Genomic DNA, 23,350 nt, shown 5'->3' with positions numbered 1-23,350 from the left:
GGACGGTCCCGCCCGGCGAGGCCGACTCCCTGACGGGCACACCCCGTCCGCATTCCGCGCATACCGGGGGCAAACGGCGGCGGCGCGTGACCGGGGTCACGAAAATCAGGTGGTTTGGTGTGCGTTCTTCGCGGTACAGGCTCGTGACGAACTTGACCTCAGCACCTGCACCAGCCGTCACGCGAACTTCCCAGCATCTCTTCCCACTTACTACAGCCAGGTATCGTTGTGCACACTTTCCACACGGAAACAGTCGGGGGTTCGCCGGTGCGTGGGTCAGCACCGGGGCGGCTCCACGGCGCACCCCACCATGTCGTAACGCCAGCGTTGGAACGAGGTTGTCATGCCTGAGACGTCGGTAGAGACGTCACGCTCACTGACCCGGGCCACGCCGGCGGGCGCTGCCGCCGAGGTGGGCGAGTTGGAGCTGCGTCAGCTGCTCGCCGGACTGACGGCGGTGCGCGACGGTGACTTCGGCACCCGGCTGCCGGACGAGTCGGACGGTCTGCTGGGCGAGATCGCCTCCGTCTTCAACGGCATGGTCGACCAGCTGTCCCTGTTCACCTCGGAAGTGACCCGGGTCGCGCGGGAAGTCGGCACCGAGGGGCGCCTGGGCGGCCAGGCGGACGTCCCCGGGGTGTCGGGCACGTGGGCGGATCTGACCGACTCGGTCAACGCCATGGCGGGCAACCTCACCACGCAGGTCCGTGACATCGCCCAGGTCGCGACGGCCGTGGCACGGGGTGATCTCTCGCAGAAGATCGACGTGGACGCGCGCGGCGAGATCCTGGAACTGAAGAACACCGTCAACACGATGGTCGACCAGCTCTCCGCCTTCGCCGACGAAGTCACCCGCGTCGCCCGCGAAGTCGGCAGCGAGGGACGGCTCGGCGGCCAGGCGCAGGTGCCCGGGGTCGGCGGCGTCTGGCGCGATCTCACCGATTCGGTCAACTTCATGGCGGGCAACCTCACCGATCAGGTCCGCAACATCGCCCAGGTGACCACGGCGGTCGCCCAGGGAGACCTGTCGCAGAAGATCACGGTCGATGCGCGCGGCGAGATCCTGGAACTCAAGAACACCATCAACACCATGGTCGACCAGCTCTCCGCCTTCGCCGACGAAGTCACCCGCGTCGCCCGCGAAGTCGGCACCGAGGGAAGTCTGGGCGGGCAGGCCGACGTCAAGGGCGTCAAGGGCACCTGGCGGGACCTGACCGACTCGGTGAACTTCATGGCGGGCAACCTCACCGCCCAGGTCCGCTCCATCGCCCAGGTGGCCACCGCCGTGGCCAAGGGCGATCTGTCGCAGAAGATCGGTGTGGACGCGCGCGGCGAGATCCTGGAACTGAAGAACACCATCAACACCATGGTCGACCAGCTCTCCGCCTTCGCCGACGAAGTCACCCGCGTCGCCCGTGAGGTCGGCACCGAGGGGCGCCTCGGCGGGCAGGCCGACGTCAAGGGCGTCTCCGGCACCTGGAAGGACCTGACCGAGTCCGTCAACGTCATGGCGGACAACCTCACGGCCCAGGTCCGCTCGATCGCCGAGGTGACCACCGCGGTCGCGCAGGGAGATCTCTCCCAGAAGATCCGCGTGGACGCGCGCGGCGAGATCCTGGAGCTCAAGGACACCATCAACACCATGGTCGACCAGCTCTCCGCCTTCGCCGACGAAGTCACCCGCGTCGCCCGTGAGGTCGGCACCGAGGGCAACCTCGGCGGCCAGGCGACCGTACGGGGTGTGTCGGGGACCTGGAAGGACCTGACCGACAACGTCAACGTCATGGCCTCCAACCTGACGGGGCAGGTCCGCTCCATCGCCCAGGTGGCCACCGCCGTGGCCCGGGGCGACCTGTCGCAGAAGATCACCGTCGAGGCCAAGGGCGAGGTCGCCGCCCTCGCCGGGGTGATCAACACGATGGTCGACACGCTGTCGGCCTTCGCCGACGAGGTCACCCGAGTCGCCCGCGAGGTCGGCACCGAGGGGCGCCTGGGCGGGCAGGCACGGGTGCCCAACGTCGCCGGCACCTGGAAGGACCTCACGGACAACGTCAACTCGATGGCGAACAACCTCACCGGCCAGGTCCGCAACATCGCCCAGGTGACCACCGCGGTCGCCAACGGCGACCTGACCAAGAAGATCGACGTCGACGCCCGGGGCGAGATCCTGGAGCTCAAGACCACCATCAACACGATGGTCGACCAGCTCTCCTCGTTCGCCGCCGAGGTCACCCGCGTGGCCCGCGAAGTCGGCAGCGAGGGGCGGCTCGGCGGCCAGGCCGAGGTCGAGGGCCTGGCGGGGACCTGGAAGCGCCTGACGGAGAACGTCAACGAGCTGGCCGGGAACCTGACCCGGCAGGTCCGCGCCATCGCCGAGGTCGCCAGCGCCGTCGCCGAGGGCGACCTGACCCGCTCGATCACCGTGGAAGCCTCCGGCGAGGTCGCCGAGCTCAAGGACAACATCAACGCCATGGTCGGCTCCCTGCGCGAGACGACCCGCACCAACCAGGAACAGGACTGGCTCAAGTCCAGCCTGGCGCACATCTCCGGACTCATGCAGGGCCACCGCGACCTCGCCGTCGTGGCCGAGCTGGTCATGGACGAGCTCACCCCGCTGGTCTCCGCACAGTACGGCGCCTTCTACCTCGCCGAAGACGCCGCGGAGGGCACCGAGTTGAGGCTCGTCGGCTCCTACGGCCGCCCGGTCGGCCTCACCGGCCACGACCGGTTCAAGCCCGGCGAGTCACTGGTGGGACAGGCGGCCCGCAGCCGCCGCGTCATCGCCGCCGAAGGCGTCCCCGCCCACTACATCGGGATCTCCAGCGGCCTGGGCACCGCCACGCCCGGCGGCCTGATCATCCTGCCGATCGTGGTGGAGGAGCAGGTCCTCGGCGTCATCGAGCTCGCCGCGTTCACCCCGTTCACCCCCATCCACCGCGACTTCCTCGAACGGCTCATGGAGACGCTCGGCGCCAACGTCAACACCATCCTGGCCAACGCGCGCACCGACGAACTGCTGGACGAGTCCCAGCGCCTGGCCGGGGAGCTGCGCTCGCGTTCGGAGGAGTTGCAGGTCCAGCAGGAGGAGCTGCAGCGCTCCAACGCCGAGCTGGAGGACAAGGCCCAGCTCCTGGCCTCCCAGAACCGTGACATCGAGGCGAAGAACCTCCAGATCGAGCAGGCCCGCCAGGAGCTGGAGGACCGGGCGCAGCAACTCTCCCTGGCCTCGAAGTACAAGTCGGAGTTCCTGGCCAACATGAGCCACGAGCTGCGCACCCCGCTCAACAGCCTGCTGATCCTGGCCCAGTTGCTCGCGCAGAACCACACCCGCAACCTCACCCCCAAGCAGGTCGAGTACGCGGGCATCATCCACTCCGCGGGGTCGGACCTGCTCCAGCTGATCAACGACATCCTGGACCTGTCGAAGGTCGAGGCGGGGAAGATGGACATCAACCCCGAACGCGTGGCGATGCGTCCGCTGCTGAACGACATCGAGGCGACGTTCCGTCCGATGACCACCCAGAAGAGCCTCGGTTTCACCATCACCACCGCGGCCGGTGTGCCCGTGGAGCTGTTCACGGACGACTCACGGCTGCGCCAGGTGCTGCGCAACCTGGTCTCCAACGCGGTCAAGTTCACCGAGTACGGCCAAGTCGAGCTGTGCATCGACCTGGCCCAGGACGAGGAAGTCCCCGCCACCGTCCACCAGGGCGGACCCGTCGTCGCCTTCCGGGTCAACGACACCGGCATCGGCATCGCGCCCCAGCACCTGGAGGCCATCTTCGCGGCGTTCCAGCAGGCCGACGGCACCACCAGCCGCAAGCACGGAGGCACCGGTCTCGGCCTGTCCATCAGCCGGGAGATGGCCCATCTGCTCGGCGGGGCCATCACCGCACACAGCACCCCCGGGGTGGGCAGCACCTTCACCCTGTACCTGCCGACCTCCTCCAGCGCCCTCATCGACCAGGCCACCGGCGGCGAGCCCCGCACCTTCGCCCACGACGTGGGCGACGGCCTGCCGCCGACCGGCCGGAGCGGGCAGCCCGCGGCCACGCCCGAACTCCCCGCCCGCCACCCCCGGCGGCTGCTGGTCATCGAGGACCGTCAGCGCGGGCTCCTCTCCCTGGTCGCCGAGAGCGCGGTCGCCAACCTGGAGGGCACTCCGGAGCTGCCGGGCGAACGCGGCCACGAGGTCATCACCGTCGTCGGCGCGCAGGAGGCGGCCACCGCGCTGGCCGCCGAACCGTTCCACTGCGTGGTCCTCGACATCGACATGGCCAACAGCGAAGCCTGGACCTTCCTCGACGCCATGGACGGTGACGCCGCCCTGCGCCAGGTTCCCGTACTGGCCCACAACAGCCAGCGCCTGAACTCCGAGCAGGAGCACGCCCTGCAGACCCGGGCGACCGAGCGCCCGCTGGAAATCCTCTCCAGCCTGGACGAACTGCGCGAACGCATCGCCCTGCACCTGGCCGCCGAACAGCCCGGCGACGTCATCGCGCTCGTACGCGGCGACAAGGCACGCCACCAGGAGGCCGACGGCATCGACGAGAGCCTGCGGGGCCGTACCGTGCTGGTCGTGGACGACGACGCCCGCAACCTCTTCGCCATCAGCGGGATCCTGGAGGTCCACGGCATCCACGTCCTGCACGCGGAAGACGGCCGCAAGGGCATCGACACCCTGTGCGCCCATCCCGACATCGACCTCATCCTGATGGACGTGATGATGCCCGAGATGGACGGCTACGAGGCGACCACCAGGATCCGGCAGATGCCCGACCACGCGGACCTGCCGATCATCACCGTCACCGCGAAGGCGATGCCGGGCGACCGCGACAAGAGCCTCGCCTCGGGTGCGAGCCACTACATCACCAAGCCCGTGGACGCCAACGACCTCCTGGCGTGCATCCGGCACTGGCTCGGTGACAAGTGAGCCCCGCCCCGGCCCGCCGGGCCACCCCACAGCCCCGGCCCGTGCCCCGGGCCCTTCCCCGCCGTGACGTCAAGGAGTCCCCCGCGCCATGAGTGCTCCCGAGCAGCGCGGGGGCCACCGCGAACCGCACGCCTCTCAGGATGTGCCCCCCACCACCGACGCCTTCGACGTCACACCCGCGCCGCGCTCGCACACGGCACCCATGGCGGTGCCGGTACAGCCGACCGGTGACAGCGCCGATCTCCCGCAGTCCGCGCCCGAAGCCACCGGGCCGGCGGTGTACCCGGCGCACACACCGTCCGAGGCCACCGGCCCGTCGCCGTATCCGCCGCACACACCCGCCCCGGGCACCACCGGCCAGGACAGCGCCGAAGCGGTGGGCAGGCTGGCCGCCACCGTGGAGCGGCTGCGCGCCGAGGTCCAGGCCGCGCGCGCCGCCGTCGACGGCCGCGCCCTGGTCGAACTCGCCAAGGGCATCATGGTCGAGCGCCTGCACTGCGGGCCCGCGCAGGCGGCCCGGCAGCTCACCGAGCTCGCCGCGCAGGCGGACATGTCCGAACTGGAACTGGCCGCCGACATCATCAACGAGGCCGCCCGCGACCAGGTCGCCCAGGTCGCCGCCGACTTCGTCCAGCGCACCACCACCTCCGCCGCCAGCCAGGACGCCCCCGCCTCCGTGGCCCTGCGGCTGAGAACGGCGGAGAGCGCGGCGCTGGCCGCCAACGACACCCAGACGGTCGCCGAGTCACTCCTCCAGCACGCGCTGGCCCCCCTGGAGGCGGTGGCCGTCGCGGTGTGGACCGCGGGCCGCGACGGCTCCCTGGTCCTCAGCGGCCACGCCGGCTTCACCAGGGAGGAAGCCGAACGCTGGCGCTACGTCCCGCCCGGTGTGGCCACCGTCGCCCGCCAGGCCCTCGCGAGCCGCAGCACCGTCCGCCTCGAATCCGTCGCCGCCCTGCCCTCCATCGGCCAGCCCGAATGTCCCCAAGGGGGTCGCGTCGCCATCTGCGCGGGCACCGGGGGCCGTATCCACGGCGTCCTGGAAATCTGCTGGCCCCACCCCCTCACCCCCCTGCCCCAAGCAGTCGAACGGCAACTCGAAGCACTGGCCGAGCTGTGCGCCCACACCCTGGAGAACCACCCCGCACCCTCGCCCCGCTCCGCCCACCACGACCCCGCCGCAGCCGAACTCGTCGACCTGTCCGACGCCTTGCACGACGCCGCCCTCGTCCTCACCCCCCACCTGGACGCCGACGGCAACCTCATCGACTTCCGCATCCACCACACCAACGTCCACTTCCAGGACCCGGCCGGCCGCCCGCGCAGCACCCTCAACAACACCCTGCTGCTGGAGAGCTTCCCCCTGTCCATCGGCGCCGGCGACCTCTACCACCACATGGAACGGGTCTACGCCACCGGCGAGCCCCTGCGCGTACAGCGCATCACGCTCACCACCCTCGTCGACCAGGTGCCCCTGCAGATGGTCGCCGACATCAGCGTCAGCCGTCTCGGCAACAGCCTGCTGGTGATCTGGCGCATCGAGGACGAGACCGCCCGTCTGGCGAGCCTGCTCCAGCACGCCCAACGCCTGGGCCGCATCGGCGGGTTCGAGGAAGACCTCACCACCGGCGAGATCACCTGGAACAGCACCCTGTACGCCCTGCACGGCCGCCCACTCCCCCAGGGCCCCGTCGCACTCAAGGACCTCGCCGCCCACGCCCACCGCGACGACGCCAACGCCATCGGCCGCTTCCTGCGGACCGTCCTGCACCACCAGCGCTCCGCCACCGTCGCCTTCCGCCTCCAGCGCGCCGACGGCGTCACCCGCCACATCCGCATCGTCGCCGAACCCGTCCTCGACAGCGACGGCCACCTCCTGCGCATCCGAGGCGCCTACCAGGACATCTCCGCCCAGCACTGGACCGAGGTCGCACTCGCCGCCACCCGCGACCAACTCGCCCAGACAGCACAGGAGGTCGCCGAACGCAACCGGCTCACCCTCCAGCTCCAACACGCCATCATGCCGCCCACCCACGGCCCGCTCCAGGTGCCCGGCCTCCAGGTGGCCGTGCGCTACCGGCCCGCCGAGTCCGAAGCACTCGTCGGCGGCGACTGGTACGACGCGGTCGTGCTGCCCTCCCAGCAGATCCTGCTGTGCGTCGGCGACATCGCCGGACACGGCATCGACGCGGCCACCGGCATGGTGGTCCTGCGCAACGCGCTGCGCGGCCTGGCCATGACGGGCGCCGGACCGGCCCAGCTGCTGTCCTGGCTCAACAACGTCGCCCACCACCTCACCGACCAGGTGACCGCCACCGCCGTCTGCGCGCTGTACGACCCCACCACCCGCACCCTGCGCTGGGCCCGCGCCGGACACCTCCCCCCGGTCCTGGTCCGCACCGACCAGGCCAGCGCCCTCCCCGTCACCGGCGGCCTCCTCCTCGGGGCGCTGCCCGAGGTCGTCTACGAGGAGGACGAGGTGCAACTCCAGCCCGGGGACACGCTGTTGATGTACACGGACGGCCTCGTCGAACGGCGTGACACCGCCATGCACGAGTCCCTCACCCAACTGCTCACCAACGCCCAGACCCCGGTCGACAGCCTCCACCAGCGCCTCGACCACCTCCTGACGTACAGCAAGTCCGACACCGACGACGACACCTGCCTCATCGGCATCGAGGTCCTGACGGGGCCGCCGGAGTGAACGGCCCGCCGAACGCGTACGACGCGGACCGATGAGTTTCGCCGGGTGCGGCGGTCAGAGATCATGACTGGTGCAGCGCGGCCCCGGCAACGAGCGCGGAGAAGCGCGCACGGCTCAAGCCGCCGCACATGGACACGAGAGACCGAGGAACCCTTCAGATGCGCACCCTCATCAGCACCGCGTTCATCTCGCTCGACGGCGTCGTGGAGGCCCCCGGCGGCGAACCCGGCTACCGCAACTCCGGCTGGACCTTCAAGCACACCGAGTTCCTCCCCGAGGCGTTCGACATCAAGGGCCGGGAGCAGCAGGAAGCCACCGCGATGCTGCTGGGCCGGACCAGCTACCAGGCGTTCAGCCAGGTGTGGCCGGACATGGAGGAGTTCGCCGACTACAAGGTGATGCCGAAGTACGTCGTCTCCGCCACCCTCACCGACGACGACCTGGTGTCGAACTGGGGCGAGACCACGATCCTGCGCTCGCTCGACGAGGTCGCCGCGCTGAAGGCGACGGAGGGCGGCCCCATCATCGTCCACGGGAGCGCGTCGCTGAACCACGCGCTGTCGGACGCCGGTCTGATCGACCGCTACCACCTGCTCGTCTTCCCGCTCCTGCTGGGCGCCGGCAAGCGGCTCTTCAGTGCCACGGACAAGGACGTCCAGAAGCTGAAGCTCGTCGAGCACGACGCCTACGCCAACGGCCTGCAGAAGAACGTCTTCGAGGTGGTCCGCTGACACGGCTCCCGCCCTCGCCATGGCGCCCGGCCAGCACTCATGGGCGATCGGCGCCGAGCGCGGCCGGTGATGCCGAGCCCGGGAAACACCCTTGTGCCGGCGGTCGACACCCTCATGCGTGAGGGCGTCGACCGCCGGCACTCCCGTTCCGCGGATCCCGTGGCTCAGGTGTTGTCGTCAGCCTTCCGGCGGCGCAGCATGGTGAAGCCGAGGCCCGCGGCCCCAGCGGCTGCGGCACCGCCACCGGCGAGCAGCAGGGTGTTGCCACCGGACTCGACGCCGTCGGCACCGGCCTTGACTCCGCCCTTGGGCATCGTCGTGTGACGGCCCTCCTCCGGCTTGGCCGTCTTGCCGGTCCACGCCTGGAGGATCTTGCCGTCCTTGGTGACGGTGACCTTCAGGCCGCTGGGGAGGGTGACCGACGGACGGATCTTGGCGTGGACACCGTCGAGGGCGGCGCCGTTCTCGTCCCATATCTTCGCGCCGTAGACGCCGTCGGTGCCCTTGCCGACCAGCGCGCTGTTGCCGTCCTTCAGCTTGACGGTCCACTCCTTCGACTCGTCCTTGCCGGGCTTCGGCTTCGGGTTGGGCTTGCTGCTCTTGGTCCACTCCTGCACGATCTTGCCGGACTTGGTGAGGGTGACCTTCAGTCCCGACCTGAGCGTGGCCGTCGGCTTCGCGTTCGCCTCCAGGGCCTGGCCGACGTTGCCGTGCTTGTCCCACAGCTGGGCGCCGAAGACGCCGTTCTTGGCCTTGGAGACGATGGCCTTGCCGCCGTCCCGCAGCTTGACGGTGCGCTCCTGGTAGTCGTGTCGGCCACCCTCACCACCCGGCTTGGTGTCGGTCCAGACCTGCTTGAGGTCGCCGCCGTGCAGCAGGGTGACTCTCAGGCCGGAGTCCAGCGTCTTGGCGGAGCCCGGCCGCTCCAGCGTGCCGATGGCCTTGTCGAACCGGCTGAACAGTTCGGCGCGGGGCTTGCCGAGAATCCAGTTGATCTTCGCGACACCGCCGTCCTTCAGGCTCACCGTCTTGGACTCCACCTGGTCCTGCGGCTTGTCCTGCTCGCGCTCCGCGTCTGGCTTGGTCTCGGGCTTCGTCTCGGGACCGGGCTTGATGTCCGGGGTGGTCTCGGGCTTGTCCTCGGGCCTGCTCTCCGGCTTGGTGTCCGGGGTGGTCTCCGGCCGGTCCGGGTTCTCCGGCTGGACGACCGAATTCGTGGGGTGGGAGCCCGGCGCGGCCGGGGAGTCGGCGAAGGCGGCCCCCATCGGCAGGGCTACGGCAGTCACCGTACCTGCGGCGATCGCGGCGGTACGGAACATGGTGCGGCGGCTGGCCTTCACGGTTTTTCTCCTGTCTCAAGCGGCTGAGCGCCGCCGTTCGTTCGGACAGAAAAAAGGTAAAGGGCTGGTATTGCGCTCCCAAGTAGGAAACGTAACGGGCAGCCCTATGTCGCTTCACGAAACTGTTACTCGCAAACCCTCGGACGAGCGAGGACCAATGGCCTTCCGGCAAGGACTTCCGCCCCTGCCGGATCACAGGATTCCCGGCTACTCGCTCGAATTATTGTTGCCTTTTCCATCAAGACGCCGAATTCCAGTCCTCAACATTTCCTGTGCGGCATTGCAAGGGTCGGCCATCCGCAGAGCACCACAAGGCCGCCATGCGATCGGAGGCGCGGGCGGCGCCCGGCCCGTGGAGCACCCCGCTTGCCCTACCTATCGAATCTCGATAGATTTACATCGTGATTCGATGGAAGGGTGTGGCATGGGAAAGCTGACCGTACGGGCGCTGCGCGGCGTGCTCGCGGTGGTGCTCGCGGGCACCGCGTTCGTACAGACCATGATGATGTGGACGCTGATCAGCGGAAACGATCCCGAGGACGGTTCGGTACCGCTGACCGCCCTGCGGGTGATCACCATCGTGGGCATGGTGTCGGTGCAGGTCGCCCTCGTCTGCGTATGGCGGCTGGTGACGATGGTGCGGCGCGGGACGGTGTTCTCCCACGCCGCTTTCCGGTACGTGGACGGCGTGATCGGATCGATCGTGGCGGCTGCCCTCGTGTGGTTCACCGTCACGGGCGTCAATGCCCCGGGCCAGCGGGACGACCCCGGCGTCACCCTCATCATGGGCGGGATCGGCGTGGCCATCCTGGGAGTCGCACTTCTCGTGCTCGTCCTGCGCATGCTGCTCGCCCAAGCCGTCGCACGCGACGGCGAGGCGGCACAGATGCAGGCAGAGCTGGACGCGGTGATTTGATGCCGATCGCCGTCGACATCGACGTCATGCTGGCCAAACGCAAGATGTCCGTGGGGGAACTCGCGGACCGCATAGGGATCACCCCCGCCAACCTCGCCGTACTGAAGAACGGCCGCGCCAAAGCCGTACGCTTCGCGACGCTCGCCGCGCTCTGCGAGGTACTCGACTGCCAGCCGGGCGACCTCCTGCGCTGGGAAGGCGAGGACGCCGCAGACGCCTGACGCGCGGGACGGACCGGCAGCCGTACTCCTGCCGCGAGGCACAGAGGACTCGGCGGACAGCGCACACGTGCCAGGGCTCCCGGACCGTCAGGCGCGGGGCGGCTACTGCCGGCTGTCGTACTGCTCCTGGGCGGCGAGGAGTTCGTCTCCGTGGCGGCCGAACCAGTGGATGAGTTCGGTCAGCGGCCCGGCCAGGCTGACGCCGAGCTCCGTCAACGTGTAGGTGACCTGGGGCGGGTTGGTGGGTGCGACCTCGCGGTCGACGAGCCCGGCCCGGGCCAGCGCCTTGAGGTTCTGCGACAGCATCTTCTGGCTTATGCCACCCACTCGTTGGTGCAGCTGCGCGAAGCGGTGCGGGCCCGCGATGAGGGCCGAGATGATCAGCGTCGCCCAGCGGCTCGTCGTCTGATCCATGATCGGCCGGAGCACGCACTTGTTGTCGAAGGTGTCGTGGGCCAGGAGTCGGGCGGCCGTCGCGACCTGCTCAGTTTCCATCACGTCATCAGGTTACAAAAAAGTACGTACTTCCCCGCAGTAAGCACCTTTCCTACGGTGACTTTCACCAGCACCAACGTTCAAGGAGCCACTGTGAGCAGCAACAACACGCGTACGGCGATCGTCACCGGTGCGTCGAAGGGTCTCGGCGCGGGGATCGCCAAGGCGCTGGCGGGGAGCGGCGCGGCCGTCGTGGTCAACTACCGCGAGGACGCGGCGGGCGCCGAGCGGGTCGTCGCGGACATCGCCGCCAAGGGCGGCCGGGCCATCGCGGTCCGGGCGGACGTGACCCGCGGTGACGACGTGCGCGAACTGTTCGACCGTGCGCGCGAGGAGTACGGGCCGGTCGACGTGCTCGTGAACAACGCGGCGGTCGTCACGTTCGCACCGCTGTCGCACATCACCGAGGAAGAGTTCCAGCGTGAGATGAACACGAACCTGCTGGGCCCGATCCTCACCACCCAGGCCCTGGCCGCGCAGGACGACATCGACGCCGCGTCCATCATCAACGTCTCGACGGCGGGCACCCTCACCCACCCGTCGTACGCCTCGCTGTATGTCGCGTCCAAGAGCGCCGTCAACGCGTTCACCATCGTCGCGGCCAAGGAGCTGGGCCCGCGCGGCATCCGGGTCAACGCGATCATGCCCGGCCCCTCCGACACCGAGGGCAGCAGGGCGATGGGATTCCCGGGCTCGGCACAGGAAGCGCAGGCGATCGCCGACACTCCGCTGGGCCGCACGGGCACCCCGGAGGACTACGGCCCGCTGGTCGCCTTCCTGGCTTCCGACGACGCCCGCTGGATCACCGGAGACGTCATCCTCGCCTCCGGCGGCATGCGCTGACGCTTCGTCAGTCACGGGCCCGCCGGCGGCCCGGACCCCAAGGGGCGCGTCCGGCCAGGTCAGCGGCGCGCCCGGGGCCCGCAACGATGCCGGTGGCCGCCGGGAGGAGGGAGACGATGCGCGTGGTCCGGCTGTAGGCGCGTCAGGGAAGCTCTGGACTTACTAGGACGTCCAACTATATCTTCGGGGAAGTAGGTCCGCGGTGCAGGGAAGCCGGTGTGAATCCGGCACGGTCCCGCCACTGTGACCGGGGAGTGTGCTGCCATCCACACGCCACTGACGAGGTCTGTCGGGAAGGCGGGCGGCACATGGTGATCCGGGAGTCAGGATACCGGCCGCGGATGTTCCGTGTTGTCCACGAGGATGGAGCAGACACGCATGGCACCGGTTTGTACCCACGACCCTGGTGATCCGGCGGAGCGCGCACACACCACGTCCGCGCGCTCGTAGTTCTCACGGCCCGCCGCAGCGGCGCACCCCGATCCGGGTGCCGTCCGCCGGCCAGCCGTGCCATCCCCGGAGCCGACCTGACGAGAGCAGGCATCCATGGTCCGAGAACTCACCCACTTCATCGGCGGAAAGCACACCACCGGCACGTCCGGGCTCTTCTCCGACGTCCACGACCCGAACACCGGCGCCGTCCAGGCCCGCGTCCCGCTGGCCGGGCGCGCCGACACCGAGGCGGCGATCGCCAACGCCGAGTCAGCGCAGGCCGATTGGGGCCAGTGGAACCCCCAGCGGCGCGCCCGCGTCCTGCTGCGCTTCCTCCAGCTCGTCGAGGGCGAGCGCGACGCGCTGGCCCGCCTGCTGTCGGCCGAGCACGGCAAGACGATCGCCGACGCCCACGGCGACCTGCAACGCGGCCTGGAGGTGGTCGAGTTCGCCGCGGGGATCCCGCACCTGCTCAAGGGCGAGTTCACCGACAACGCCGGCACCGGCATCGACGTGCACTCGCTGCGCGGCCCGCTCGGCGTGGTCGCCGGCATCACCCCGTTCAACTTCCCGGCGATGATCCCGCTCTGGAAGGCCGCCCCCGCCCTGGCCTGCGGCAACGCCTTCATCCTCAAGCCGTCCGAGCGCGATCCGTCCGTACCGCTGCGCCTCGCGGAGCTGTTCTTGGAGGCGGGCCTGCCGCCGGGCGTGCTGAACGTCGTCAACGGCGGCAAGGAAGCCGTCGACACGCTCCTGGAGGACCCGCGCGTCCAGGCCGTCGGCTTCGTCGGCTCCACCCCGATCGCCGCGCACATCTACGCCACCGCCGCCGCGCACGGCAAGCGCGCCCAGTGCTTCGGCGGCGCCAAGAACCACATGGTCGTGATGCCCGACGCCGACCTCGACCAGGCCGTGGACGCACTGATCGGCGCCGGATACGGCTCGGCGGGCGAGCGCTGCATGGCCATCTCCGTGGCCGTACCCGTGGGCGAGGAGACGGCGGACCGCCTGGTCACCGCCCTCAAGGACCGGATCGCCACCCTCAAGATCGGCCGCTCCGACGACCCGGAGGCGGACTTCGGTCCCCTGGTCAGCCGCGACGCCCTGGACCGGGTGAACCGCTACGTCGACATCGGGGTGAACGAGGGCGCCGAACTCGTCGTGGACGGGCGCGGGTTCACCCTGCCCGGTCACGAGAACGGCTACTTCGCGGGCGCCACCCTCTTCGACCGCGTCTCCCCGCAGATGCGCGTCTACCGCGAGGAGATCTTCGGCCCCGTACTCACCGTCGTGCGGGCCGCCGACTTCGAGGAGGCGCTGCGCCTGCCCAGCGAGCACCCGTACGGCAACGGTGTGGCCGTCTTCACCCGCGACGGGGACACCGCCCGCGAGTTCACCCGCCGGGTCAACACCGGCATGGTCGGCGTCAACGTCCCCATCCCGGTGCCCGTCGCGTACCACACCTTCGGCGGCTGGAAGCGGTCCGGGTTCGGGGACCTCAACCAGCACGGACCGGACTCGATCCGCTTCTACACCCGCACCAAGACCGTCACCTCGCGCTGGCCCTCCGGGGTCAAGGAGGGCGCGAGCTTCACCATCCCGACGATGGGGTGAGCGCCATGACCTCCACCCTCACCAAGGACCAGCTCGCCCTGGCCGAGGTCACCCTCGACTTCGCCCAGGAGCAGCTGGCCCCCCATGCCGTCGCCTGGGACCAGGACAAGCACTTCCCCATCGACGTCATCCAGCGGGCCGCCGCACTCGGGCTCGCCGGTGTGTACGTCCGCGAGGAGCACGGCGGTTCGGCCCTGTCCCGCAGCGACGGCGTCCTCGTCTTCGAGACGCTCGCGACGGGCTGCCCGTCCATCGCCGGGTACCTCTCCATCCACAACATGGTCGCCTGGATGATCGACCGCTACGGCGACGGCGCCCAGCGCGCCCGCTGGCTGCCCCACCTGTGCTCCGCGGCCACCCTGGGCAGCTACTGCCTGACCGAACCGGGCGCGGGTTCGGACGCCGCCGCGCTGTCCACCCGCGCCGAGCGGCAGGGCGACCACTACGTGCTGAGCGGCGTCAAGCAGTTCATCTCGGGGGCCGGGTCCGCCGGCCTCTATGTGGTCATGGCCCGCACCGGTGCACCGGGTCCGGGCGGCATCTCCGCGTTCGTCGTCGCACGCGAGGACCCGGGCGTCTCCTTCGGGCCCAACGAACGCAAGATGGGCTGGAACGCCCAGCCGACGCGCCAGGTGGTCCTCGACGGCGTCCGCGTCCCCGCCGACCGGCGGCTCGGCGCGGAGGGCGACGGGTTCCGCATCGCCATGAACGGCCTCAACGGCGGCCGGCTCGGCATCGCCGCCTGCTCGCTCGGCGGCGCCCAGAGCGCCCTCGACCGCTCGCTGACCCATCTGGCGGACCGCGAGGCGTTCGGCAGCCGACTGCTGGAGCGCCAGGCGCTCCAGTTCCGCCTGGCCGACATGGCCACCGAGCTGGCCGCCGCCCGGGCGCTGGTCCGCCAAGCCGCCGAAGCCCTGGACACGGGTGATCCGCTGGCTCCCCGCCTGTGCGCGATGGCCAAGCGGTTCGCCACCGACACCGGCTACGCGGTGGCCGACGCCGCGCTCCAACTGCACGGCGGTTACGGCTATTTGAGCGAGTACGGCATCGAGAAGATCGTCCGCGACCTGCGCGTCCACCAGATCCTCGAAGGCACCAACGAGGTCATGCGCGTGATCGTCGCGCGCGGACTGACGGAGACCCTGCGATGAACCACACCCCCCATCCCGCACACGACCACGTCCTGCTGCGGACCGAGGGCCACGCCGCCCACATCACCCTCAACCGCCCCAAGGCCCTCAACGCCCTGACCCATCCCATGGTGCTCCGGATCGATGAGGCGCTCTCGGCCTGGGCCGACGATCCCCGCGTCGCACAGGTCGTCATCGACGGCGCCGGCGAGCGGGGCCTGTGCGCGGGCGGCGACATCCGCGCGATCCACGAGGACGCCCGCACGGGCGGTACCGCCTCGGCGGACTTCTGGCGGGACGAGTACCGGCTCAACGCGCTCATCGCCCGCTACCCCAAACCGTACGTCGCCCTCATGGACGGCATCGTGATGGGCGGCGGAGTCGGCGTCTCGGCCCACGGCAGCGTCCGCATCGTCACCGAGCGGTCCAAGGTCGCGATGCCCGAGACCGGGATCGGCTTCGTCCCCGACGTCGGCGGTACGTATCTCCTCGCCCTGGCCCCCGGAGAACTCGGCACCCACCTCGCGTTGACCGGGGCTCCCGTGGGCGCCGCCGACGCGCTGCTGTGCGGGCTCGCCGACCATTTCGTACCGTCCTCGCAACTGCCGCCTCTCGTAAAGGATTTGAGCACCTCACCGGTGCACGACGTCCTGGAGCGGTACGTGACGCAGCCACCGCCCGGCACGCTCGACGCCGCCCGCGACTGGATCGACCACTGCTACGCCGCCGACACCGCCGAGGAGATCATCGAACGGCTGCGGGCCTCGGGCGTGCCCGCCGCCAAGGAGGCCGCCGACACCCTGCTGTCCAAGTCCCCCACGGCCGTCAAGGTCACCCTGGCCGCGCTCCGCCGGGCCCGCCACCTGGGACCGCTGGAGCGGGTGCTGGAGCAGGAGTACCGCGTCTCCTGCGCGGCGCTCGCCTCCGCCGACCTGGTGGAGGGCATCCGCGCCCAGGTCATCGACAAGGACCGCGACCCGCACTGGTCACCAGCCACGCTGGCGCACGTCACCCCCGCACACGTGGACCGCTACTTCGCCCCGCCCGGCACGCGCGAGCTCCGCCTCGACGCGATCGCCCCGTCCCAGGAGGTCGTCTGGTGAGCACCACCGTCGCGTTCATCGGCCTCGGCCACATGGGCGGCCCGATGGCCGCCCGCCTCGTCGAGGCCGGACACCGCGTCCTCGGCTTCGACCTCGTCCCCGCCCTGCTGGCCTCCGCCGCCGCGACCGGGGTCGAACCCGCGGCCTCTGCGGCGGAGGCCGCGGCCCGCGCCGACGTGGTGATCACCATGCTCCCCGCGGGCCACCACGTCCTCTCCCTCTACCGCGACCAGGGCCTGCTGGCCGCCGCCCGGCCGGGCACGCTGTTCGTGGACTGCTCCACCATCGACGTCGCCGACGCCCGGGCCGCGCACGAGGCCGTCGTCGCGGCCGGTCACCGGGGGCTGGACGCCCCCGTGTCCGGCGGGGTGGTGGGCGCGGAGGCGGGCACGCTCACCTTCATGGCGGGCGGCGACGACGCCGAGTTCGCCGCCGCCGAGCCGCTGCTCGCCGCCATGGGCAAGAAGGCCGTGCACTGCGGCGCGGCCGGTGCCGGACAGGCCGCGAAGATCTGCAACAACATGATCCTGGCCGTCTCGATGATCGGCGTCAGCGAAGCCTTCGTCCTCGCCGAGAGCCTGGGCCTCGACCACCAGGCCCTCTATGACGTCGCCTCCACCGCCTCCGGGCAGTGCTGGGCCCTCACCGTCAACTGCCCCGTGCCCGGCCCGGTCCCGGCCAGCCCCGCCAACCGCGACTACCGCCCCGGCTTCGCCGCCCCCTTGATGGCCAAGGACCTCGGCCTCGCCGCCAACGCCCTGCGGGCGGGCGACCTCCAGGCGCCCCTGGGCCTCAAGGCCGCCGAAATGTACGCGGCGTTCGCCGCGGCCGAGGGCGCCGACCTCGACTTCTCGGCCATCGTCCGCACCCTGCGACCTGAGAACGGAACCACCGCATGACCACCTACGAAACCGTCCTGCTGGAGCGCAAGGGGCGGGTGGCCCTCCTCACCCTCGACCGTCCCGAGGCCCTCAACGCCCTGAACCTGAAGGTCATGACCGAGGTCGTAGCCCTCACCGAGGAGCTCGACCGGGACCCGGACGTGGGCTGCATCGTCCTCACCGGCTCCGCGAAAGCCTTCGCGGCCGGCGCGGACATCAAGGAGATGCGCCCGCAGAGCTACATGGACATGTACCTCTCCGACTGGTTCACCGCCTGGGACCGCCTCGGCCAGCTCCGCACCCCCACCCTGGCCGCCGTCGCCGGATACGCCCTCGGCGGGGGCTGTGAACTCGCCATGCTCTGCGACATCCTCCTGGCCGCCGACACCGCCAAGTTCGGCCAGCCCGAGATCAAACTGGGTGTCATCCCCGGCATCGGCGGCTCCCAGCGCCTGACCCGTGCCGTCGGCAAGGCCAAGGCCATGGAGCTGTGTCTCACCGGCCGCACCATGGACGCCGCCGAGGCCGAACGCGCAGGGCTGGTCTCGCGGATCGTCCCCGCCGACGAGCTGCTCGCCGAGGCCCTCGCCGTCGCGACGACCGTCGCGGAGATGTCCAAGCCGGTCGCGATGATGGCCAAGGAGGCCGTCAACCGCGCCTTCGAAACCACCCTCACCGAGGGCGTCCGCTTCGAACGCCGCCTGTTCCACGCGGTGTTCGCCACCGCCGACCAGAAAGAGGGCATGTCCGCCTTCGTCGACAAACGCCCGCCGCACTTCACGCACGGCTGACCTGACCGTCGGCGTGCATGGCGGCGGGCCCGCCGGGCCTACGAAGCACGAGAGCCCCGCCCCCGGAAACAGGGACGGGGCTGTTCGTGTACCCACGGAGCCGACCGCAGGTACCGTTCTGGTGTCGAGTCAGAACGGAGCCAGTATGCACGCTCTACCCCATGACCACACCGGCGCGCGAATCAAACGTCTACGCCAGGAGCGCCACCTCACCCAGAGGGCCCTGGCGGACCTCTCCCTCATCCCGTACAGCACCCTGACCAAGACGGAACAGGGTGTCATCCCGGCTTCGCCGTACGTTGCCGGGGCCGTCGCCCGCGCCCTCGGCGTCGAGGTCGCCACCGTAACCGGCCAGCCGTACATGACCGAGCTTCGCGCCGACGAACTGGACGTGCTGATAAGGCCGATCCGCGAGGCCCTCGACGTCTACGACCTCGGAGTCGATCCGGACATCAGGCCCCGCGCACACCGGCTCCTGGCTGACGATGCCGAGGCACTCCTTGTTGCGGTGCGAGCGGGCGAGATCAAGCAGGTCGCAAGCCAGGTTCCCGGACTTATCCAGGAGGCAACGACGGCCGCACACACCGCACCGAGCCGGAACTCCTGGTTGCTCCTCGCCAACACGTACCGCACCGCGTACGACGTGGCCTCGAAGCTCGGTTTCCATGACCTGGCGACGATCGCGCTCGCGCGCATGGACTGGGCAGCCGAACGCGGATCAGACGCGGTCGTTGGCGGCATGTACCGCTACATGCGCGCGCTCACCTACCTGCGCGCCGGTCAGTACCGCACCGGGGCACGGCTCGTCGACCTCGGCTTGCGCACGCTGGAACAGGCCGACGCCGGCCGGGAACGCGATGTGTTGACAGGCCAGTTGCATCTCGGCGCTGCCGTCATGGCTGGGCGCTCGAAGGAAGGAGCGCGGGCAACCGGGCACCTTGACGAGGCGAAGAGGTTCGCCGAGTCCACGGGCGAGGCCGTCGATGTGCACTGGCTGTCGTTCGGACCGACGAATGTCAGTGTCCACCGGGTCTCGGTGCTCGCCGAGCTGGACGAGTACGGGGAGGCAGCACAGGCGGCGCGGGGACTGGTTATTCCTGCGGACTGGCCGGCATCCCGGCGGAGCCACCACTACGCCGAGGTCGCGCGGGCCCAGATGTGGACGGGTGACCTCAGCGAGTCGTTTCGGAATCTAGTGCGGGCGCGGAAGGTGGCACCGCAACAGGCCCGCTACCACCTCACGGTCCGGGAGACGTACGCGGGGCTTGAGGCAGCGAAGCGTCAGCTGCCGGACTCGTTCCTGTCGTACGGCTCCTGGCTGGGCGTATAACTGAGCGCCAATCCGTGGCCCCGACTATCAACATGTCGTGATAGTCGGGGCCTTGGCGTGGGTGGAGCCTGTCGTCACAGACCCCGATGACATGGAGTCCACCATGGTCACGCGCCACACCGCTGAGGGCACCGCCCGGCGGCAGGCCCTCGCCGACGCATCGACCGGCCTCGCCGAGACGCCGACGATCGTCGCCCTGTATGTCAACGCCCCGGACGGCCAAGACCCCCAGAGCGCCATGCGTGCGCTACGCGCCTACGCCACAGCACGGGGGATGACCATCACCGCCGCGCTGTACGACGTCGGCTCGTCGGGGCCGCCACGATCCCAGCGCCCCGCGCTCATGCGCGTCAGCCGCCTCGCCGAGGAGGGCCGTATCGCCGAGATCATCACGCCGGCCGCCGTCCACATGAGCGCCACCACACCGACAGAACGGGCGGCACTCGCCGCATGGCTCGACGACCTTGGTGTGGCGGTCCGTTACGTCGAGGCGGCTGAGGCGGGCTCATGACGGACCAGACCACGGCCATCACCGACTGGCTCGCGTCCGCGCACCCAGCACCCCCGGCGGCCCGCGGGGAGTGGATGATCGGCGGCCTGGCGATGCTGCCGACCGGCCGGGCCTTCGACACCGTCCGCATCTCCGCCGCCATCGTCCACGCTGCCGCACAGAGCGGCGACTCGGACACGGTCGCCGCGTACCTCAACCACATGGCGGACGGGCCCGTCATCCACGACGCCTACGACGCGGGCGTCTGGTACTACGCCCTCGTCCCCCTCGGCACCTGTGCCCACCACGACACCCCAGATGCACAGCTGCTCACCCCCGAGACCACCTGGCTCGGCGTCCCGGCCCTGCACCGCACCGCCCGGCCGGGCGCGTACTGGATCTGCCCGCCCCGGCGCCGGGAGGACTACTGCGTCCCGGCCGGGGTCGACGGCGTGATCCGGCTCGGCCGCAGGCGAGCCGCCGAGCCCAGGGGCGTCGCCGTTCCGGTCCGGCCCGACCTGGACAGGATCGCGCACGAGTGCGGGCGCCTCCTCGACGGGACCCCGGCCCGGGCCGACACCCTGTCGCTGGACGACGCGGCAGTGCGGACACTGCACTGCCGCGGGTATCTGATGGTGCTGCTGCCCGCCCTCCAGAACATCGAGGCGCGCCTGTCCCCGGACGACCCGTCGCGCAGCCGCCTCCTCCTCGGCGTCACCGAAGCCCACCGCCAACTCGGCCTCGACAGCGAGTCGGAGAACCTCTCGACGCAGTACGCGCACGCACAACGCCTCGCCAGATGCTGCGTCGACACAGTGGACCTGCTGCGCGCCCTCGACGCACCAACCGCAGCCCGATGACTGCCCGCCCCGCCACCCGGCCATGCTCTCCAGGCGGCCGGGAGCGGTCGGCGGCGCCTCTCAGCAGACCCGCTCATACACATGGAACCCCCGGCCGGTCTTACGGCCCAGCAGCCCGGCCTCCACCATGCGCAGCAGCAGCGGGGGCGGTGCGTAGAGGGGTTCCTTGAACTCGTCGTAGAGCGACTCCGCGATGGCCGCGACAGTGTCGAGGCCGATGAGGTCCGCGAGCTTCAGCGGTCCCATCGGGTGGGCACAGCCGAGCTCCATACCGGCGTCGACGTCCGCCGCGGTGGCGAAGCCGGACTCCGCCATCCGCACCGCCGAGAGGAGGTAGGGGACGAGGAGGGCGTTGACGACGAACCCGGCCCGGTCCTGCGAGCGGATCACCGTCTTGCCCAGGACGTCCCGGGCGAACGACTCCACCGCTGTGAGGGTGGCCTGGGAGGTGTGGAGTGAGGGGACGACCTCCACCAGCCGCAGGACGGGAACCGGGTTGAAGAAGTGCAGGCCCACGACCCGGTCGGCCCGGTCCGTGGCCATGCCCAGGCGCATCACGGGCAGGGAGGAGGTGTTGGTGGCGAGGACCGCCTCCGGATCAGCGACGATCTTGTCCAGCGCGGCGAAGGTCTCGGTCTTGACGTCCGCGTTCTCGGTCACCGCTTCGATGACGAGCTGCCGGTCGGCCAGGTCGTCGAGGCTGCCGGTGAACACCAGCCGGGCGAGGGCGTCCTCAGCGGTGATCCGGTCCGACTTGCCGCGTTGAACGGCACGTTCGAGAGAGAGCGCGACCCGCTCGCGCGCCGCCATGGCGGCCAGGGCATCGGCCTCGCAGACGACCGTGTCGAGCCCGGCCCGGGCGCAGACCTCCGCGATGCCGGCGCCCATCTGCCCGCCCCCCACGATCCCGACCCTGCGCAGGTTCGTGCTCATGACCGTGCCTCCGGGATGCGCACGAGGTGGCGGGTGTAGGCGTCGGGGGTGAAGAAGAGCGGGAGCTCCCCGGTGAGGGCGGTGCGCTCGAACAGCTCCCGCACGTCGTCGACGGCCGCCCAGGGGTGTTCGGCTCCGAGATCGGCGAGTTCCTCGTCCAGGATGCGCAGCACGGTGTCACGGTCGATGACCCGGTGCCGCAGCCACTGCCAGATCTGGACCCGGGCGATCTCCGCCGTGGCGGCGTCCTCCATCAGCCCGTACAGCGCCACGGCACCCTGGCCGCGCAGCCAGGCGTCGAAATAGCGCAGGGCGACGGCGATGTTGGTCCGCACCCCCTGCTCGGTGGGCGGCCCGCTGATCCGCCGCACGGAGAGCAGGTCCCGGGCCCCGACCCGGACGTCCGCCCGGGTGCGGTCGAGCTGGTGCGGCCGTCCGCCCAGGACGTGGTCGAAGACCTCCTGGCACACGGGCACCAGGCCGGGGTGGGCGACCCAGGAGCCGTCGAAGCCGTCCTCGGCCTCGCGCTCCTTGTCCAGGCGCATCTTCGCCAGGGCCGCGTCGTTCGCCTCCGGGTCCTTGGCGGGGACGTGGGCGGACATGCCGCCGATGGCGTGGGCGCCGCGCTTGTGGCAGGTGCGGACCAGGAGTTCGGTGTAGGCCCGCAGGAAGGGGGCCGTCATGGTGACCTGGGCGCGGTCGGACAGCAGGAAGTCGGGGCGGTGTCCGAAGGTCTTGATCAGGCTGAACAGGTAGTCCCAGCGGCCCGCGTTGAGACCGGCGCTGTGCTCGCGCAGCTCGTGGAGGATCTCCTCCATCTCGAACGCGGCCGTGATCGTCTCGATCAGGACGGTGGCGCGGACCGTGCCGCGCGGGATGCCCAGGAGGTCCTGGGCGAGGACGAAGACGTCGTTCCACAGTCGGGCCTCATAGCGGTTCTCCAGTTTGGGGAGGTAGAAGTACGGGCCGTACCCGGCGTCGATCTGCCGCTGGGCGCAGTGGAAGAAGTACAGGCCGAAGTCGACCAGGGACGCGGGGACGGGCTGCCCGTCGCACTCCAGGTGCTCTTCCAGCAGGTGCCAGCCCCGGGGCCGGACGACGATGGCGGGGAGCTGTAAGCCGAGGCGGTACTCCTTGCCTTCGGGCGTCGTGAAGTCGATCCGCCGCTCGACGGCGTCGAGCAGGGTCAGCTGGCCGCCGATGACATTGGTCCAGGTGGGTGCGGTGGCGTCCTCGAAGTCCGCCATCCACACCTTCGCACCGGAGTTCAGGGCGTTGACCGCCATCCGCCGCTCGGGCGGGCCGGTGATCTCCACGGTTCGGTCCTCCAGCCCCGGGGCCGGTGCCGCCACCCGCCAGTCGGGGTCCGCGCGTATCGCGGCGGTGGCGATCGGGAAGTCCAGCGGGGAGCCGGTGGCCAGCCGCAGGGCCTGTCGGCGCCGTTCCCTGAGCAGGTCCTGGCGGCGGTCGCCGAACGCGCCGGCCAGGCGGCCGATGAAGTCGAGCGCCTCCGGCGTGAGGATCTCGTCGTGGCGGTCCCCCGGCGCCGCGAGGACCCGGGCCCGGTGGGTGGTGACGGTGGTGGTCATACGGTCTCCTGACG

General features: G+C 70.4%; 18 protein-coding genes and 1 riboswitch. Of the genes, 14 read left to right on the top strand and 4 right to left on the bottom strand.

Annotation, left to right across the window (positions count from 1 at the left end; translation table 11 throughout):
* Positions 1–343: 343 nt before the first annotated feature.
* The 3 genes from AB5J87_RS35160 to AB5J87_RS35150 all read left to right on the top strand — a co-directional run bounded on the left by AB5J87_RS35160 (position 344) and on the right by AB5J87_RS35150 (position 8,368).
* Positions 344–4,933, top strand: a complete 4,590-nt coding sequence (locus AB5J87_RS35160; protein WP_369382802.1) for a HAMP domain-containing protein — start codon at positions 344–346, stop codon at positions 4,931–4,933.
* Between the two features lie 88 nt (positions 4,934–5,021).
* A complete protein-coding gene (locus tag AB5J87_RS35155; protein ID WP_369382801.1) occupies positions 5,022–7,637 on the top strand; it encodes a SpoIIE family protein phosphatase in 2,616 nt (871 codons plus the stop codon).
* A gap of 158 nt (positions 7,638–7,795) precedes the next feature.
* The gene (locus AB5J87_RS35150; protein ID WP_369382800.1) at positions 7,796–8,368 is read left to right on the top strand and encodes a dihydrofolate reductase family protein; all 573 of its coding nucleotides are present in this window, start codon (positions 7,796–7,798) and stop codon (positions 8,366–8,368) included.
* 164 nt (positions 8,369–8,532) lie between these two features.
* Here AB5J87_RS35150 and AB5J87_RS35145 read toward each other — a convergent pair whose 3' ends face one another.
* Positions 8,533–9,708 carry a hypothetical protein gene (locus tag AB5J87_RS35145; RefSeq protein WP_369382799.1) on the bottom strand — a complete coding sequence of 392 codons (1,176 nt, stop codon included), beginning with the start codon at positions 9,706–9,708 and terminating at the stop codon, positions 8,533–8,535.
* Between the two features lie 424 nt (positions 9,709–10,132).
* On the opposite strand from AB5J87_RS35145, the gene AB5J87_RS35140 reads away from it, so the two are divergent.
* A complete protein-coding gene (locus AB5J87_RS35140) occupies positions 10,133–10,624 on the top strand; it encodes a DUF2975 domain-containing protein (RefSeq protein ID WP_369382798.1) in 492 nt (163 codons plus the stop codon).
* Positions 10,624–10,845, top strand: a complete 222-nt coding sequence (locus AB5J87_RS35135; protein ID WP_369382797.1) for a helix-turn-helix domain-containing protein — start codon at positions 10,624–10,626, stop codon at positions 10,843–10,845. The genes AB5J87_RS35140 and AB5J87_RS35135 overlap by 1 nt, the downstream gene beginning before the upstream one ends.
* A gap of 102 nt (positions 10,846–10,947) precedes the next feature.
* Here AB5J87_RS35135 and AB5J87_RS35130 read toward each other — a convergent pair whose 3' ends face one another.
* Positions 10,948–11,340, bottom strand: coding sequence for a winged helix-turn-helix transcriptional regulator (locus AB5J87_RS35130; RefSeq protein WP_369383754.1), 393 nt, complete (start codon positions 11,338–11,340; stop codon positions 10,948–10,950).
* Positions 11,341–11,433: 93 nt separating this feature from the next.
* Between AB5J87_RS35130 and AB5J87_RS35125 the strand changes: the two genes are divergently transcribed.
* The 9 genes from AB5J87_RS35125 (at position 11,434) to AB5J87_RS35085 (ending at position 20,814) form a co-directional block, all read left to right on the top strand.
* Entirely contained in the window at positions 11,434–12,183 is a 750-nt protein-coding gene (locus AB5J87_RS35125; protein WP_369382796.1) for an SDR family NAD(P)-dependent oxidoreductase, read from the top strand.
* 183 nt (positions 12,184–12,366) lie between these two features.
* A riboswitch (cobalamin riboswitch) is annotated at positions 12,367–12,538 on the top strand.
* Positions 12,539–12,729: 191 nt separating this feature from the next.
* Complete coding sequence (locus tag AB5J87_RS35120) at positions 12,730–14,229, top strand: CoA-acylating methylmalonate-semialdehyde dehydrogenase (protein ID WP_369382795.1); 1,500 nt, start codon at positions 12,730–12,732, stop codon at positions 14,227–14,229.
* A 5-nt stretch (positions 14,230–14,234) separates the two neighbouring features.
* Complete coding sequence (locus AB5J87_RS35115) at positions 14,235–15,380, top strand: acyl-CoA dehydrogenase family protein (protein ID WP_369382794.1); 1,146 nt, start codon at positions 14,235–14,237, stop codon at positions 15,378–15,380.
* Complete coding sequence (locus AB5J87_RS35110) at positions 15,377–16,462, top strand: enoyl-CoA hydratase/isomerase family protein (RefSeq protein ID WP_369382793.1); 1,086 nt, start codon at positions 15,377–15,379, stop codon at positions 16,460–16,462. The genes AB5J87_RS35115 and AB5J87_RS35110 overlap by 4 nt, the downstream gene beginning before the upstream one ends.
* On the top strand, positions 16,459–17,361 hold the full coding sequence (gene mmsB, locus AB5J87_RS35105; RefSeq protein ID WP_369382792.1) for a 3-hydroxyisobutyrate dehydrogenase: 903 nt from the start codon (positions 16,459–16,461) through the stop codon (positions 17,359–17,361). Before AB5J87_RS35110 ends, mmsB begins: the two co-directional genes overlap by 4 nt.
* Positions 17,358–18,134, top strand: a complete 777-nt coding sequence (locus AB5J87_RS35100) for an enoyl-CoA hydratase (protein WP_369382791.1) — start codon at positions 17,358–17,360, stop codon at positions 18,132–18,134. The genes mmsB and AB5J87_RS35100 overlap by 4 nt, the downstream gene beginning before the upstream one ends.
* Positions 18,135–18,279: 145 nt before the next feature.
* Positions 18,280–19,464 carry a helix-turn-helix domain-containing protein gene (locus AB5J87_RS35095; RefSeq protein WP_369382790.1) on the top strand — a complete coding sequence of 395 codons (1,185 nt, stop codon included), beginning with the start codon at positions 18,280–18,282 and terminating at the stop codon, positions 19,462–19,464.
* A gap of 91 nt (positions 19,465–19,555) precedes the next feature.
* Positions 19,556–19,975, top strand: a complete 420-nt coding sequence (locus AB5J87_RS35090) for a recombinase family protein (RefSeq protein WP_369382789.1) — start codon at positions 19,556–19,558, stop codon at positions 19,973–19,975.
* Complete coding sequence (locus AB5J87_RS35085; protein ID WP_369382788.1) at positions 19,972–20,814, top strand: DUF6415 family natural product biosynthesis protein; 843 nt, start codon at positions 19,972–19,974, stop codon at positions 20,812–20,814. The genes AB5J87_RS35090 and AB5J87_RS35085 overlap by 4 nt, the downstream gene beginning before the upstream one ends.
* A 60-nt stretch (positions 20,815–20,874) precedes the next feature.
* On the opposite strand, the gene AB5J87_RS35080 is transcribed toward AB5J87_RS35085, so the two are convergent.
* Entirely contained in the window at positions 20,875–21,747 is an 873-nt protein-coding gene (locus tag AB5J87_RS35080) for a 3-hydroxybutyryl-CoA dehydrogenase (RefSeq protein ID WP_369382787.1), read from the bottom strand.
* Complete coding sequence (gene aceB, locus AB5J87_RS35075; protein ID WP_369382786.1) at positions 21,744–23,336, bottom strand: malate synthase A; 1,593 nt, start codon at positions 23,334–23,336, stop codon at positions 21,744–21,746. The genes AB5J87_RS35080 and aceB overlap by 4 nt, the downstream gene beginning before the upstream one ends.
* Between the last annotated feature and the right edge of the window lie 14 nt (positions 23,337–23,350).

The sequence above is a fragment of the Streptomyces sp. cg36 genome (assembly GCF_041080675.1).
Lineage (GTDB): Bacteria > Actinomycetota > Actinomycetes > Streptomycetales > Streptomycetaceae > Streptomyces.
This window is presented reverse-complemented; position numbering and strand designations above follow the sequence as displayed.